This window comes from Polaromonas sp. CG_9.5 (assembly GCF_035984465.1).
Lineage (GTDB): Bacteria > Pseudomonadota > Gammaproteobacteria > Burkholderiales > Burkholderiaceae_C > Polaromonas.
Genome location: NZ_JAXCHR010000003.1, coordinates 186383 through 201697, shown reverse-complemented (window position 1 = coordinate 201697; position 15315 = coordinate 186383). Strand labels below are relative to the sequence as shown.

The window sequence follows — 15315 nt, the reverse complement described above, 5'->3', positions numbered from 1 at the left end:
CGCGACAGATTAAATGGGTGTGATCAAGCGATGGGAGGGAGAAAAAGAGGAAGAAGGCGAAGCCGCAAGAGCAGCGGACGCCGTGCAAAAAATGCCCGAAACCGCTGTGGACTGTCGCCTGCTGACCCTTGCCCATCGCAAGATCACGCGCAAGAAATCAGGCCGGTCTCCGGGCTCACGAGTGAACAAGCAGATGGCTTGTTTGCCGGACCCCCTTCCCATGCGTTGGCACAGTGGTGATGGATCCGGCTTTGACTCGTTTACCGTTGCGAGGGCAGCGTCGGAATGGCGTGGATTAACGAATAATCTTTGCGCACCGACTTCCCGTTTAAGCCTGCAAACCGAAGTCTGCAGGCCACCTGAAATTCGGTTTCAGTTTAGCACCCGAAAATTGAGCTTTTCTGACGATGGCTTTCACAAGGCTCGTATCAGCAGTTCAATCACAGAAAAAGAAGTAGCGATCTACGATTGCCGGCGGCGTGCTGCAGTGCTTTGCGCAGGACTTTCTAATTCAATAATATTGGATCAAACAGGGCTATTGTGCAAGCAGGACGTGCGCAAGCAGCTATTAAATAAATAGCAATTAATCAAAACCGATTCTCATGAATACCCTGAATTTTGATTTTTGGCATATCAACAGGCACCGGTTTCACCCCAACCAGCTCCGGCAGCGGGCGCACCGCCTCCCGGTGTCGTAGGGCACCGAATAAGTATTTCGACGCACAACGAAAAACGCCCGGTGCTTGCGTAGCACCGGGCGTTTTGAAGAGGCACGCAACCCAAGGGCTGCGATGCCGCCTATCGCCTCAACGCAATGCGTGAGGCAAAGCCGGTCAGTTCAGGGCTGCCTTCTTGCCGTCTTTGTAAACATACAACGTGATGGCTGGATTTTTCAACTCGCCGTTGGGCTCGAAGGCGATGGTGGTCGTGACGCCCTTGTAGTTGGACTTGATCAACTCAGCGTTGTACACCTTGGGATCGGTCGAATTAGCGCGCTTCATGGCGTCAACCAGCAAAAAGGTTGCGTCATAGGTGTAAGGGCTGTAGATCTGGAACTGTCCAGGGTACTTGGCGTCGTAACGCTTTTTCCAGGCTGTGCCGCCAGGCATTTTGGCCAATGACGAGCCGCCTTCGGCGCAAACCACATTACCCACCGTCTTGGCGCCTGCTGCCAGCTTGGCAATTTCAGCGGTACAAATGCCGTCACCGCCAAAGAACTTGACGTTGCTCATGCCAAGCTGCTCCATCTGGCGCAACATCGGGCCGCCTTGTGCATCCATACCGCCGAAGAAAACGGCATCAGGGGCTTTGGATTTGACAGCCGTCAAGATGGCCATGAAGTCAGTCGCCTTGTCGGTGGTGTACTGCTCATCGACCACCGTCATGCCCTTGGCCAAGGCCGTCTTTTTGAACACTTCTGCTACGCCTTGGCCGTAAGCAGTGCGGTCATCAATAATCGCGACTTTTTTCAGTTTCAGTGCATCTGCGGCATAAAACGCCAGTCCGGCACCCAAAGCGTTGTCATTCGCAATGATGCGATAAACGTTTTTATAACCAGGCTTGCTCAGTGCCGGGTTGGTGGCAGCGCCCGTCACCATCGGAATACCGCAGTCGTTGTAGACCTTGGAGGCAGGAATCGTGGTGCCGGAGTTCAGGTGACCCACCACACCCGCCACTTTGGAGTCGCACAGTTTTTGTGCAACAGCCGTGCCCTGTTTTGGATCAGCTGCGTCGTCTTCGGCAACCAGTTCAAACTTGATTTTCTTGCCGCCAATGACGACGTTTTGCGTGTTCAATTCTTCAATGGCCATGCGGGCGCCATTTTCATTGTCTTTGCCATAGTGAGCCTGCGAACCGGACATCGGTGCCACATGACCAATTTTGACAACAGCATCTTGCGCTGAAGCCATGCCCCCCACCATCGCAAGGGCTGCAACTACAGTCAATTTCAATTTCATATGCATAAAACACTCCGGTTAGAAAATTACCTGTGAAGGTTGAGAACAATTTTTTTTACTCAACGGGGCTGAACATAACGCAATTTTTGGGCCTGCACCATAGCAACGTCCCTAGGTTCAAACGGTACAAAGGGTTTGCCCGAAGTCAGGTGTATTTTTTACGCGATTACGCAGCAGAAACTTTTAATCCGGGTGAACTGGCGAGCCTTCTGGGAAATCAGCGCCCAAAGAATATTCCTGCTCAAAAGCCTGGGTAGCCGATTCGCGCACGATCCGCTCAATTTCTTCGCGAAGCATCGGCATCATGGCCTGAGTGTGCGCCAGGATCAGTTGCTCAACGGCTTCATGCAAACGCTGCTCGATCATCAGGTCGGTGCGCTGCAAAACACGCTGCACCATCAACTCCTGCGTTTGCGCTGAAAGCGCAGCAGTTGCAGCAGGGTCGATCAAAACCGGCTCAGGCAACGGTGCCGGCGGCACGACCTCGGTCAATGTCGGCACATCACGCGCAGGCCCATTGCGAGCAGTCATGCGCCGCCCCCAGGCTGGGAGAAATCATGCTTGACCAGCGAATAACCGCGTGCGACGTAATGCTTCCAGCGCCCGCGCCCCGCTATGACGTCTTCAGGCGGCAAGGCCACCACTTCAATGCAACGCTCGAAGCCTTCAAAGCCAGCAGGAATGGTCTGCCCGAGATTCACCAGCACTTCGTGATGCGGGCAGTCAGCCAGCGACTCAGCAAGCACGACAGGCGTGGTGCTCAAGGTGATGAGCGGTGCACCTGGGGTGCAGTGAGGCACAAACTCTGTGGCGGAAAAGCCCCAAAGCAGCGTGTCCAGCTCAGCCAGCACGCCAGGCTCTGCAGTGACCATGACCTTGGCACCGCTCAGATAAGCCTTTCTCAGCAGGCGGCAGCTGTAGGTCAGCTTGTCGGGCACATTGAAGTGAAAGGCAATTTCCGTCATGCCTGGGTTTTGGCGGCAGGCGTGCTTCTTTTGGCAAGTCTGGCCTTGGAAGGCGGCTTGGCGGACATTTCTGCGGCGACCTGGCCGAGAAGGTATTCCAGCAGCAAAGGCACGGGCCGACCCGTCGCGCCTTTGGCGGCTCCGCCTTTCCAGGCTGTTCCGGCGATATCCAGATGCGCCCAGGCAAATTCGCCAGCAAAGCGCTGGAGAAATTTGGCCGCTGTTACAGCGCCGCCCGCCCGCCCGGCTACATTCGCCACATCGGCAAAATTGGTTTTGAGGCCATCGGCATACTCGTCGTCCAGCGGCATGCGCCAGCAAGGATCGAGAGACGCATCACCCGCTTTCGCCAGCGATTCTGCCAAAGGCTCGTTATTTGAAAACAGTCCGCTGCGCACGGCGCCCAGTGCCACCACACAAGCGCCCGTCAGCGTAGCAATGTCAATCACCGCCTTGGGCTTGAAGCGCGCGGCATAGGTCAGCACATCGCAGAGCACCAGCCGTCCTTCGGCATCGGTATTGAGAATTTCGATGGTTTGCCCACTCATGCTGGTCACCACATCACCGGGCTTGATGGCGCGTTCACTGGGCATGTTTTCGCACGCAGGAATCAGCCCCACCACGTTAATTGAGGGCTGCAATTCAGCCAGCGCCCTGAAAGTGCCCAGCACACTGGCTGCGCCGCACATGTCAAACTTCATCTCGTCCATTTCAGCCGCAGGCTTGATCGAAATGCCGCCGGTGTCAAAGGTGATGCCTTTGCCAATCAGCACCACAGGCGCTTCTGCCTTGGCCGCGCCTTCATAGCGCAGCACAATAAAACGCAGGGGCTCTGCACTGCCTTGCGCCACCGCAATGAACGCACCCATGCCCAATTTTTCAACCTCTTTAAGCCCCAGCGACTCGACCTTGATGCGCGGCAATTTCGCGAGTTCCTTGGCCGCGCCTGCCAGCAGCGTGGGCGTGGCGTGGTTGGCCGGCCGGTTGGCCCACTCCTTGGCCAGCTCAATGCCTTTGACAAGCCCAATGGCTTTGTCAAACGCAGGCTGGGCACTGGTGAGGTCGTTCACAGCCATCAAAACGCGCTGCAGTTTTCCCGGAACCGGCTTGGACTTTGTTGTGGAATACGCGTAAACCGTTTCACTGCAAGCCACGACGGCGGCGCGAACCGCTGCAGGCGGCAGGTTTTCAATCGCACTGAGGCAAACCATAACGCGTTGGGCGTTGGAGGTTTTCAAGCCACTCATGGCGGCATTGATTGCCGTGCGAATATTCTTTGGACTGGCGTCGCCAACGCCTGAAAGCACAACCCGGGTGGCGACAATCCCTTCGCACCGGTAGGCGCTGAGCAGTTTGCCAGGCTTGGCTTCCAGGTCGCCGGACTTGAGCGCCAGCGCGGCCAGCGTTGACAAAGGATCGTCGCCGGGCGTCATGCCCTCAGGAATGAGAACAACCAGTGCGTCGGTTTTTTCGCTGCAAATGAGGGAGCGGGTCAGTTTTTTAAGTTCAAAGTCCATAATTCAGGGTCTGGTAGAGAAACCAACTTACACAAAGCAAAGCAGCCATTCAGTCAATGTTATTCCAATCTTCGATTCGCAAGGAATTAGCGCGCAGTTTCGGCGCCACGCTCGTGGTGCTCATCACCATTGTCATGACCATTGTGCTGATCCGTACCTTGGGCCAGGCTTCACGCGGCGTCCTCAGTCCGCAGGACGTGATGCTGTTTATGGCGTATTCAGCGCTGGGGCGTTTGCCCACCATCCTGACACTTTCGCTGTTTATTTCCATGGTCAGCACTTTGTCACGCATGTACAGCGACAGTGAAATGGTGGTCTGGTTTTCCAGTGGCCAAGGACTGGCCGGATTTTTACGCCCCCTGTTCCACTTCGCCTGGCCCGTGTTGCTGGTGATTACGCTGATGGCGGTGTTTGTATGGCCGTGGACCAATCAGCAAACCCGGGACATGCAAAGCCGCTACCAGCAGCGCGGTGACCTGGACCGCATTGCGCCCGGCCAGTTCCAGGAGTCTTCAAGCGGCAACCGCGTGTTTTTTATTGACCGTACGCTGGCCGGAGAAAAAGCCAGCAACAACGTCTTTATTGCCGCGACCGAAAAAGGCAAAAACGCCATCACAACCGCCCAGGCAGGCCGGCTTGAGCGCAAGGGAGAAAGCCAGTTCCTGATGCTTTCCAACGGTCAGCGGCTTGAAAACGTGATTGGTCAATCAGCCCTCAAGATCAGCGACTTTGAAGAGTACGGCGTGAAAACGGGGGATACGGCTGTGCTGGGCGACAACGTGCCGGAAGCCAAACTGATGAGCACCCGGGCACTCATCAAAGACCCTTCGCGCAGCAATCTCGGTGAACTCGCCTGGCGCATCGGGCTGGCGCTTTCTGCCATCAATCTGGTGGTGCTGGCGCTGGCGCTGGCCAGCGTGAATCCTCGGGGCGGACGCAGCGGCAACCTCTTTTTTGTCGTACTCGCTTTTATTGTTTACAACAACCTGGTCAACTTGGGGCAAAGCTGGATTTTTGTGGGCCTCATTGGTTTCGCCCCTCTTTTACTGGTCATGCACGGCGGCATTCTGCTGCTTGGACTGGCGTGGCTGGCCAAGCGGCATAACAACTGGACATTTCGCCTGAAACGCCAGCCACGGTCTGAGGCCATTGCCGTACGCGCCGGAAGTCCGTCATGAAAACCGTACGCCGCCTGATTTATGGTGAAGTGCTGTCCTCGATTGCGCTGGTGGCCCTGGGGTTCCTGGCGCTGTTCTTCTTTTTTGATCTGGTCGATGAGCTGCAATACCTGGGGAAAAACATCATCGGCGAAGGCACGTACCAGATCAAGCATGCGCTGCTTTATGTCACCTTGCTGATACCCAATCACCTGTACGAACTGCTGCCCATCTCGGTGCTGATCGGCAGTATTTTTGTCATGGCCCGACTGGCCCAAAGCTCCGAATACACCATTTTGCGAACCAGCGGCCTGGGGCCTTGGCGCGCCCTCAAGCTGTTGCTGGGTCTGGGGGCTTTTTTTGTGGTGCTCAGCTTTGTGGTGGGTGACTACATTGCGCCCAGCAGCGAACGGGCGGCCCAACTGCTCAAGGCACGCTACCAAAACAGGATCACCGTCGGCCAGACCGGTGCGTGGCTGAAAGAAAGGCAAGCAAACAACAATTTCGTCGTGAACGTCAAGGAGTTGTCCCCCGACAATGAAATGCGGGGCGTGCAAATTTACGAATTCAACAGCAAAGGGCTGATTGTCTCGACCACTGAGGCGCCGGTGGCGGTTTTTTCCTCAGATGATGCCTGGCTGCTGCGCAACGCAGCGCGGGCAGAATTTGAAAGTTCAGACAGCGTAAAAGGTGCAAGTGCAGGCGACAGTGCGTCCGCCCAGCACGCCAAAGTCAAGCGCACCACCACGTCAAGTTTTCGCTGGCTGACCGAGATCAGCCCTGAAATGGTGTCAGTCGCCCTGCTCAAGCCAGGGCGCATGGCCACGATTGATCTTTTCAACTACATCCGCCATCTGCAAGCCAATGACCAGACGGCCCAGCGCTATGAAATTGAGTTCTGGAAAAAGGTGTTTTACCCGCTCAGTTGCCTGGTCATGGTGATGCTGGCGCTGCCTTTTGCCTACCTTCATTTCCGCTCTGGCGGCATTGCGGGCTATGTGTTTGCCGGCGTCATGATCGGCATCAGCTTTTTCCTGCTCAACAACGTCTTTGGCTACATTGGCAACCTGCGCAACTGGCAGCCGTGGCTGGCCGCCGCCACCCCCGGACTGATTTACATGGCCGTGTCCATGGGCGCTTTTGGCTGGCTGGTGCTCAGGCGTTGAGCGGCACAACCTATTTATGAATCATCCCATGACCCCTAAAACGACTGACTCCCTCGGCATCATCCTGTTTGCCCACGGCTCGCGTGATCCGCAATGGCGCGCGCCCATTGAAGCGGTTGCCATGCAAATCAGCGCCCGCCAGCCCGATGCGCTGGTGCGCTGCGCCTATCTGGAAATTTGCGAGCCGTCGCTGCTCGATGCGGCCAGCGACCTCATCGCTGCCGGTGCGCGCCAGTTGCGGGTTTTTCCGCTTTTTTTGGGCGTTGGCAAGCATGCGCGCGAAGACCTCCCCTTGTTGATCTCCCAAGTCAAGGCAGCGCATCCCGACGTGCGGATCGAACTACTGCCTGCCGCCGGAGAATACGCACAAATGACGGCGCTGATGGCCGAAATTGCGATGGCTTGAGTTGTTTCGGTGCGCTGGGTCTGAGGCATGAACCGTGAGGCAGCAAGGGTTTCTTTAGGCTATCAAAGGCATAATGAATTTGATAATTAGCTTGAAAACAATATGAACCTACATCAATTCCGCTTTGTTCAAGAGGCTGTCCGCCGCAATTTGAACCTGACCGAAACTGCGCGTGCGCTGCATACCTCGCAGCCCGGTGTTTCCAAGGCCATCATCGAGCTTGAAGAAGAACTCGGTGTGGAGATTTTTGCGCGCCACGGCAAGCGCCTGAAACGCGTGACCGAACCCGGCCAGCATGTCCTCAAAAGCATTGAGCTCATTATGCGTGAAGTCGGCAATCTGCGGCGCATCGGCGAGCAGTATTCGGCCCAGGACAGCGGCACACTGTCCATTGCCACCACCCACACGCAGGCCCGCTATGTGCTGCCTGTGCCGGTGGCCAGACTGCGCGAAGCCTTTCCCAAAGTCAACGTCAGCTTGCACCAAGGCTCGCCCGATCAGGTGGCGCGCATGCTGATCGACGAAGTGGCCGAAATCGGCATTGCCACCGAATCATTGAGCCAGTACGACGACCTGGTCACGCTGCCGTGCTACGAATGGCAGCACGTGCTGGTCATGCCGCTGGACCATCCACTGGCCACCAAAGCGCACATCACGCTCGAAGACCTGGCCCTGGAGCCGCTGATCACTTACCACCCGTCGTTCACCGGGCGCACCAAAATCGACCAGGCATTTGCCGCCAAGCACCTGCATCCGCGCGTCGCCCTGGAAGCAATTGACTCCGATGTCATCAAGACCTATGTGCGGCTGGGACTGGGCGTGGGCATCGTGGCTGAAATGGCGCTCAAGGACGACGGCAGCAACAACGATCTGGTCGCCATTCCGGCCGGCTTGCTATTTGGCGCAAATGTTGCCCGCGTGGCCTTCAAGCGCAGCGCTTACCTGCGCAATTTTGTCTATAAATTTGCCGAACTCCTCAGCGACAAGCTGAACCGCGACTTGATCACCAAGGCCATGACCGGCCGCCTCAACGACTACGAAGCCTGACCATGCCACACCCTCACACTCTTGCTGCCAGCGCAGCCCGCACGCCTGAACTCAAGAGCAAACTGCCCCGCGTAGGCACCACGATTTTTACCGTCATGTCGGCGCTGGCGACTGAAAAAAATGCCGTCAATCTGGGCCAGGGATTTCCTGATTTCGACTGCGACCCGAAACTCGTCGATGCCGTCACCGACGCCATGCAGCGCGGCCTCAACCAGTACCCGCCGATGGCCGGCGTGCCGGTGCTGCGCGAAGCCGTTGCCGCCAAACTGGCGACGCTGTACGGTGGCCATTACGACGCGGGCAGCGAAATCACCATCACGGCAGGGGCCACGCAGGCCATCATTACCATCATTCTGGCGGTGGTGCATCCGGGCGATGAAGTCATCGTGCTTGAACCCTGCTACGACAGCTACGTGCCCAATATTGAACTGGCCGGCGGCACAGTAGTGCGCGTTCCCTTGACGCCGGGCACCTTCCGCCCCGATTTTGAAAAGATCAAGGCAGCGCTCAGCCCCAAAACCCGCGCCATCATCATCAATTCACCGCACAACCCGAGCGGAATGGTCTGGACCCAAGCTGAAATGCTGCAGCTGCAAGACATTCTGGCACCCACCGAGGTGCTGCTGATCAGCGACGAAGTCTATGAACACATGGTGTTTGACGCCGACAAAGGCCAGCGCCACCATAGCGCAGCCAGCTTTCCGGCGCTGGCGGCACGCGCCTTTGTGGTCAGCAGCTTTGGCAAGACCTACCACGTGACCGGCTGGAAGGTCGGTTATGTGGCCGCGCCAGCGGCGCTGACCACTGAATTTCGCAAAGTGCATCAGTTCAATGTGTTCACCGTCAACACGCCGGTGCAGTACGGCTTGGCGGCCTTCATGGCTGACGCTACGCCTTACCTGTCCCTGCCGGCGTTTTTCAGCGCCAAGCGCGACCTGTTTCGCAGCGGCCTGGCCAACACGCGCTTCAAGTTGCTGCCCAGCGAAGGCAGCTACTTCCAGTGCGTTGACATTTCAGAGGTCACCGACCTCGGTGAAGCGGATTTTTGCCAATGGCTGACGACCGAAATCGGTGTGGCGGCGATTCCGCTGTCGGCTTTTTATGGCGATGGCTTTGACCAGCGCGTGGTGCGCTTTTGTTTTGCGAAAAAAGACGAAACGCTGAATATGGCCTTGGAGCGACTGGCCAGACTGTAGGCAACTCCTGACGCTGGAAGAAGCCGGTTTCCTGCTTGTGATCTGCGCACGCCGGGCAAGAATCAACGCATACAAAACAAGGAGTTCTCAATGTCCATCTCGCTTATCCTGCTCATCGTCCTGATTCTGTTTCTGATCGGTGCCCTACCTACCTGGGGCCACAGCCGCAGCTGGGGCTACGGGCCAAGCGGCGGCATTGGCCTGATCGTCATCATCCTGATCGTGCTGCTGCTGATGGGCCGAATCTAGTCATCGCTCACTCCCCTTAAAAAAGACCTTGTTTCAAGGTCTTTTTTTTCGGCTCTCAACTGTTCAACTGCGTCCACAGCTTGTCCAGCCGCTTGATGCTGACGGGCTGCGGCGTTCGCAGTTCCTGCGCAAAAAAGCTGACCCGCAACTCTTCAAGCAGCCAGCGGTATTCCTGCATTCGCGCGTCCACCGCGCCTTTGCGTTCAGCCAGCAAGCGCCAGTAGCGCTGCTCTTGCGGCCGCAATTCGACCATTCGCGCGGCATCCCTGGCCGGATCGGCGCGCCACTTTTCGAGCCGCAGCGTGATTGCCTTGAGGTAGCGCGTGAAATGTTGCAGCTGCCCATAGAGCGTGGCGGTCAGGAACTTCTTGGGCACCAGACGCTGCAGTTGCTGTGCGGCGTCCAGCGCGGCCTCGGTCGCGTTTTTGGTGTCCTTGATCTTGCGCTGCGCCACGGCAAACTCCGTCAAAATGCCAGCGGCCAGGCGCGCCACTTCGCTGGCAATCAGCGTCAGGCGGCCACGGCCATCGTCAATGCGTTGTTTGAAGTCGGCCTCGCACGTCGGCAGCGGCTCCAGCAAAAAGGCCCGGTCCAGCGCCACTTCAATGATTTGCTGTCGCAATTCTTCCAGCGTGCCGCCGCCCGAATTGTCGGCAGCGCGGCCCACCAGCATGTAGGCGGCGGCGGTTTTTTGCAGTTCCGGCAGGTTCTTTTCAAGGTATTTCAGCGCATCTTTGATCTGCAGCGAAAACAAGCGGCGCAAGCCAGCGCGGTGTTTGGCGGCGGCGGTATCAGGCTCGTCGAACACTTCAATCGTCACCGCGTCGCCCAGGTCGATCAATGCCGGAAAACCAATCAGCGTCTGGCTGCCCCGGCCAATCTCCATCAGCTCGGGCAGTTCGCCAAAACTCCAGCTGGTATAGCGTTCCGGCACTTTAACTGCTATTTTTTCAGGAGCTGCTTGCGCCCGTCCTGCTTGCACAAGAGGCTTATTTGATGCTGAATTACGGTTTGAAGCCTCGGTTTTCACATTGCTGGCGTCTGTCGGCGTCGCCTTGCCCAGGTTTTTAAGTCCTGCCAGCGCCTGAAACGCACCGCGCGCCTGCGATCCCAGTTCGCCCTTGAGCGCGCCCAGGTTGCGGCCCGCGCCCAGTTGGCGTCCATGCTCATCGACCACGCGAAAATTCATGAACAGATGCGCGGGCAGCATGTCGAGCTTCAGGTCACCCCGCTTGATGTCCAGCGACGTCGCGTCGCGCACCCATTTCAGCACCGCATCCGTCAGCGAACCGGCGCCAAATTTTTCAGCTGCCATCAGCTCAGCCGCCATGCGCGCCGCCGTGTCGGGCAGCGGCACCAGCCGCGAACGCGGGCGCTGGTGCAGGGTTTTTATAAGCGCCTGAATCTTGTCTTTCAGCATGCCGGGCACCAGCCATTCGCAGCGCTCTTCGTTGACCTGGTTCAGCGCAAAAATCGGCACATCGACCGTCACGCCATCCTTGGCGTCGCCGGGTTCGTGCAGGTAGGTGGCCAGGCAATCGACGCCGCCCAGCCGCAGCGTCTTGGGAAACGCCTGCGTGGTGATGCCGGCGGCCTCGTGGCGCATCAGCTCGTCCTGCGTCAAGAGCAGCAGCTTGGGCTGCTTTTTGACTTCGTTTTTGTACCAGCTTTCGCAACTCGCGCCGCTGCACACATCAGCGGGCAACTGCTGATCGTAAAAGGCATAAATCAACTCTTCATCGACCAGCACGTCTTGCCGGCGCGCCTTGTGTTCCAGCTCCTGAACGTGCGCAATCATCTTTTCGTTGGCAGCGAGAAACGGCAGCTTGGTGTCCCAGTTGCCCGCCACCATCGCCTCACGGATAAAAATTTCCCGCGCCGTGACCGGATCAACCCGGCCAAAGTTGACACGCCGCCCGTTGTAGACCACCAGCCCGTACAGCGTGGCGCGTTCCAGCGCCGTGACTTGCGCGGCTTTTTTCTCCCAGTGCGGATCGAGCAATTGCTTTTTCAGCAGATGGCCACCGACTTGTTCCATCCACTGCGGGTCAATGTTGGCAATGCCCCGGCCAAACAGCCGCGTGGTTTCCACCAGCTCGGCCACCACGATCCAGCGGCCCGGCTTCTTGCTGAGCCGCGCACCCGGATGGCGATAAAACCGGATGCCGCGCGCGCCCAGGTACCAGTCGTCCTCTTCGCTTTTCAGGCCCACATTGCCCAGCAGGCCGCACAGCATTGACAAGTGCAACTGCTCGTAGCTGGCCGGCTGGGTATTGAGATGCCAGCCCTGCTCACCCACCACCATCAACAGTTGCGAGTGAATGTCGCGCCACTCGCGTACCCGGCGAATATTGATGAAATTCTCGCGCAACAGGTTTTCATGCTGGCGATTCGTCAGTTTGTGAACCGCGTCATGCCCGCCGCGCGACTCGCCTAGCCATTTCCACAGCCGCAGGTAACCGACAAACTCGCTCTTTTCATCGTCGAACTTGGCATGCGCCTGGTCGGCCTGCGCTTGCTTGTCCATCGGCCGGTCGCGCACGTCCTGCACGCTGAGCGCGCTGGCAATCACCAGCACTTCGTCGAGCGCGCCCCTGGCTTTCGCCTCCAGAATCATGCGGCCGACACGCGGGTCCAGTGGGAGTTTGGCCAGTGTCCAGCCGACCGGCGTGAGTTCGTTGTCGTCGTTCACCGCGCCGAGTTCGGCTAGCAGCTGGTAGCCATCGGCAATCGCGCGGCCCTGCGGCGGCTCGATGAAGGCAAAGCTCTCAATCGTGCCCAGGTGCAGCGACTTCATGCGCAAAATCACCGACGCCAGCGAACTGCGCAAAATCTCGGGGTCGGTAAAGCGTGGCCGGCCCAGAAAATCGGCTTCGTCGTACAGCCGGATGCAGATGCCGTCGGCCACGCGGCCGCAGCGGCCGGCGCGCTGGTTGGCCGCCGACTGCGAGATCGGCTCGACCATCAGCTGCTCGACCTTGTTCCTGAAACTGTAGCGCTTGACGCGCGCCGTGCCTGCGTCAATGACGTATCGGATGCCCGGAACCGTCAGCGACGTTTCGGCCACGTTGGTCGCCAGCACGATGCGCCGGCCACTGTGGCCGTCAAAAATCCGGTCTTGCTCGGCTTGGGAAAGGCGCGCAAACAGCGGCAGCACTTCGGCATTGCGTGTCAGCGGCTGGTGCGCCAAGTGCTTGCGCAAATGGTCGGCGGCTTCGCGGATTTCGCGCTCGCCGGGCAGGAAGATCAAAATATCGCCGGCACTGTGCGGACTCATCCACAGCTCATCGACGGCATCGGCAATGGCGCTGTTCAGGTCGTAATCGCGGGATTCTTCAAAAGGGCGGTAGCGCTGCTCGACCGGAAACATCCGGCCCGAGACCATGATGACCGGCGCCGGCCCTTTGGTGGACGCAAAATAATCCGCAAAGCGCTGCGCATCAATCGTCGCCGAGGTGATGATGACTTTCAGGTCCGGCCGGCGCGGCAATAGCTGGCGCAGGTAGCCCAGCAAAAAGTCGATGTTCAGGCTGCGTTCGTGCGCCTCGTCAATGATGATGGTGTCGTAGGCGCGCAGCAGCGGATCGGTCTGGGTTTCGGCCAGCAAGATGCCGTCGGTCATGAGCTTGACCGACGCATCGCGGCTCAGGCGGTCCTGAAAGCGCACTTTGTAGCCGACCACGTCGCCGAGTGGCGTTTTCAATTCTTCGGCAATCCGCTTGGCCACGCTGGACGCGGCAATGCGGCGCGGCTGGGTGTGGCCGATCAGTTTGCCCTGGCCGGGCGGGTAGTTGAGCTTGCCGCGCCCCAGCGCCAGGGCAATCTTGGGCAGTTGCGTGGTTTTGCCCGAACCGGTTTCACCGCAGACGATGATGACCTGGTGCGCCGTGAGCGCTGCGGCAATGTCGTCGCGCCGGCTGGAGACCGGCAGCGACTCGGGAAAAGTAATGGCCAAAGGGGCCGATGTGAAAGCAGAAGAAGCCAAGGAAGACCCAGCAGTCAAAGCTGGTGATTATCGGCGTTCCGCCCTGGGCACGATGGCCAGGCGGGCTTTTCGCCGGGTCGCGGCCGCAAGCGTCATGCAGCTCCCTTAAACTCACACCTATTTTTTGTTTGTCCGGAAAAGCGGCCAGGCCCGCTTTGCGGGCTTGTGCACTTCCCGCAGCCCTTCCTGCACCCCCCCGAAAGCGCGCCATGTCCACGGTCTTCAATTTCACCTTTGTCCCCTGGTTTCGTTCGGTGGCACCTTATATCCACAAGTTCCGCAACCAGACGTTTGTGGTCGCGGTCTGCGGCGAAGCCATTGCCGCCGGCAAGCTGCCGCATTTGGCGCAAGACCTGGCCATGATCCAGAGCATGGGCGTGAAGGTGGTGCTGGTGCATGGCTTTCGGCCCCAGTTCACCGAGCAACTCCGCGCCAAGGGACACGCAGAGAAATACGCCCAAGGCATGCGCATTACCGATGGTGTCGCGCTCGACTGTGCGCAGGAAGCCGCCGGCCAGCTGCGCTATGAAATTGAAGCCGCCTTCAGCCAGGGCTTGCCCAATACGCCGATGGCGGGCTCGACCATTCGCGTCATTTCCGGCAATTTCATCACCGCCCGGCCGGTCGGCATTGTCGACGGCGTGGACTTCCAGCATTCGGGTTTGGTGCGCAAGGTGGATGTGGCGGGCATTTCCCGCACGCTTGATTTTGGTGCCATGGTGCTGATCTCGCCTTTCGGCTTTTCGCCGACCGGCGAAGCCTTTAACCTGACCATGGAAGAAGTGGCCACCAGCGTGTCGATTGCGCTGCAGGCCGACAAGCTGATTTTCGTGACCGAAATCCCCGGTATCCGCATCCAGCCCGATGAACCTGCCAGTGAAGACAATCCGATTGATACCGAACTGCCCCTGGCCGCTGCCGAGAGCCTGTTGGCCAAGGTGCCTGCCGGCCAGCGCCCCAGCGACACGGCGTTTTACCTGCAGCACTGCGTGAAAGCCTGCAAAGCCGGGGTGGAGCGCAGCCACATCATTCCGTTTGCCGTTGATGGCGCGTTGCTGCTGGAAATCTATGTGCATGACGGCATCGGCACCATGGTGGTCGATGAAAAGCTTGAAGAACTGCGTGAAGCCACGGCTGACGACGTGGGTGGCATTTTGCAACTGATCGAGCCGTTTGAGCAGGACGGCACGCTGGTCAAGCGCAGCCGCACCGAAATTGAGCGCGACGCCGACCACTACACCATTGTCGAACACGACGGCGTGATCTTTGCCTGCGCGGCGATGTACCCGTACCCCGAAGCCAAAACGGCAGAGATGGCGGCGCTCACGGTGTCGCCGCAGAGCCAGGGCCAAGGCGATGGCGAAAAAATCCTCAAACGCATCGAGCAGCGTGCCCGTGCCGCCGGTCTGCAAAGTATTTTTGTGCTGACCACGCGCACCATGCACTGGTTTATCAAACGCGGTTTTGTGCAGATGGACCCCGACTGGCTGCCCGACGCCCGCAAGCGCAAGTACAACTGGGACCGCAAAAGCCAGGTGCTGGTGAAAAAGCTGGGTTGAAGGGCGCTGCCGACGTTGGCATGGTGACTTGCGACGCTTGATTGCCGGCCCGGCATGTACAGCGGCGATTTCTAAAAACTGCCACGCGGGTCTGACGCGGCTTTGACCCC

The 15315-nt window shown here is 58.5% G+C and carries 12 protein-coding genes and 1 riboswitch; of the genes, 7 read left to right on the top strand and 5 right to left on the bottom strand.

Annotated elements, in window-relative coordinates:
- Positions 1 to 143 precede the first annotated feature (143 nt).
- Positions 144 to 378, bottom strand: a riboswitch (cobalamin riboswitch).
- A gap of 455 nt (positions 379 to 833) precedes the next feature.
- The 4 genes from RCH06_RS03840 to RCH06_RS03825 all read right to left on the bottom strand — a co-directional run bounded on the left by RCH06_RS03840 (position 834) and on the right by RCH06_RS03825 (position 4440).
- Entirely contained in the window at positions 834 to 1964 is a 1131-nt protein-coding gene (locus RCH06_RS03840) for a branched-chain amino acid ABC transporter substrate-binding protein (RefSeq protein WP_327080098.1), read from the bottom strand.
- Between the two features lie 177 nt (positions 1965 to 2141).
- Entirely contained in the window at positions 2142 to 2489 is a 348-nt protein-coding gene (locus RCH06_RS03835; protein ID WP_327080097.1) for a hypothetical protein, read from the bottom strand.
- Positions 2486 to 2923: a DNA polymerase III subunit chi gene (locus RCH06_RS03830; protein WP_327080096.1), complete on the bottom strand. Its 438-nt coding sequence runs from the start codon at positions 2921 to 2923 to the stop codon at positions 2486 to 2488. The genes RCH06_RS03835 and RCH06_RS03830 overlap by 4 nt, the downstream gene beginning before the upstream one ends.
- The gene (locus RCH06_RS03825) at positions 2920 to 4440 is read right to left on the bottom strand and encodes a leucyl aminopeptidase (protein ID WP_327080095.1); all 1521 of its coding nucleotides are present in this window, start codon (positions 4438 to 4440) and stop codon (positions 2920 to 2922) included. The genes RCH06_RS03830 and RCH06_RS03825 overlap by 4 nt, the downstream gene beginning before the upstream one ends.
- 56 nt (positions 4441 to 4496) lie before the next feature.
- Between RCH06_RS03825 and lptF the strand changes: the two genes are divergently transcribed.
- The 6 genes from lptF (at position 4497) to RCH06_RS03795 (ending at position 9661) form a co-directional block, all read left to right on the top strand.
- Entirely contained in the window at positions 4497 to 5618 is a 1122-nt protein-coding gene (lptF, locus tag RCH06_RS03820) for an LPS export ABC transporter permease LptF (protein ID WP_327080094.1), read from the top strand.
- Positions 5615 to 6763: an LPS export ABC transporter permease LptG gene (gene lptG, locus RCH06_RS03815; protein WP_327080093.1), complete on the top strand. Its 1149-nt coding sequence runs from the start codon at positions 5615 to 5617 to the stop codon at positions 6761 to 6763. The genes lptF and lptG overlap by 4 nt, the downstream gene beginning before the upstream one ends.
- 28 nt (positions 6764 to 6791) lie before the next feature.
- Positions 6792 to 7169: a sirohydrochlorin chelatase gene (locus RCH06_RS03810; RefSeq protein ID WP_327080092.1), complete on the top strand. Its 378-nt coding sequence runs from the start codon at positions 6792 to 6794 to the stop codon at positions 7167 to 7169.
- A 102-nt stretch (positions 7170 to 7271) separates the two neighbouring features.
- Positions 7272 to 8216: a CysB family HTH-type transcriptional regulator gene (locus RCH06_RS03805; protein WP_327080091.1), complete on the top strand. Its 945-nt coding sequence runs from the start codon at positions 7272 to 7274 to the stop codon at positions 8214 to 8216.
- A gap of 2 nt (positions 8217 to 8218) precedes the next feature.
- Positions 8219 to 9412, top strand: coding sequence for a pyridoxal phosphate-dependent aminotransferase (locus RCH06_RS03800; protein WP_327080090.1), 1194 nt, complete (start codon positions 8219 to 8221; stop codon positions 9410 to 9412).
- A gap of 90 nt (positions 9413 to 9502) precedes the next feature.
- On the top strand, positions 9503 to 9661 hold the full coding sequence (locus RCH06_RS03795; protein WP_327080089.1) for a DUF3309 family protein: 159 nt from the start codon (positions 9503 to 9505) through the stop codon (positions 9659 to 9661).
- Between the two features lie 55 nt (positions 9662 to 9716).
- On the opposite strand, the gene hrpA is transcribed toward RCH06_RS03795, so the two are convergent.
- Complete coding sequence (gene hrpA, locus RCH06_RS03790) at positions 9717 to 13616, bottom strand: ATP-dependent RNA helicase HrpA (RefSeq protein WP_327080088.1); 3900 nt, start codon at positions 13614 to 13616, stop codon at positions 9717 to 9719.
- A gap of 239 nt (positions 13617 to 13855) precedes the next feature.
- Between hrpA and argA the strand changes: the two genes are divergently transcribed.
- Positions 13856 to 15205, top strand: a complete 1350-nt coding sequence (gene argA, locus RCH06_RS03785; RefSeq protein ID WP_327080087.1) for an amino-acid N-acetyltransferase — start codon at positions 13856 to 13858, stop codon at positions 15203 to 15205.
- The last annotated feature ends 110 nt before the right edge of the window (positions 15206 to 15315 follow it).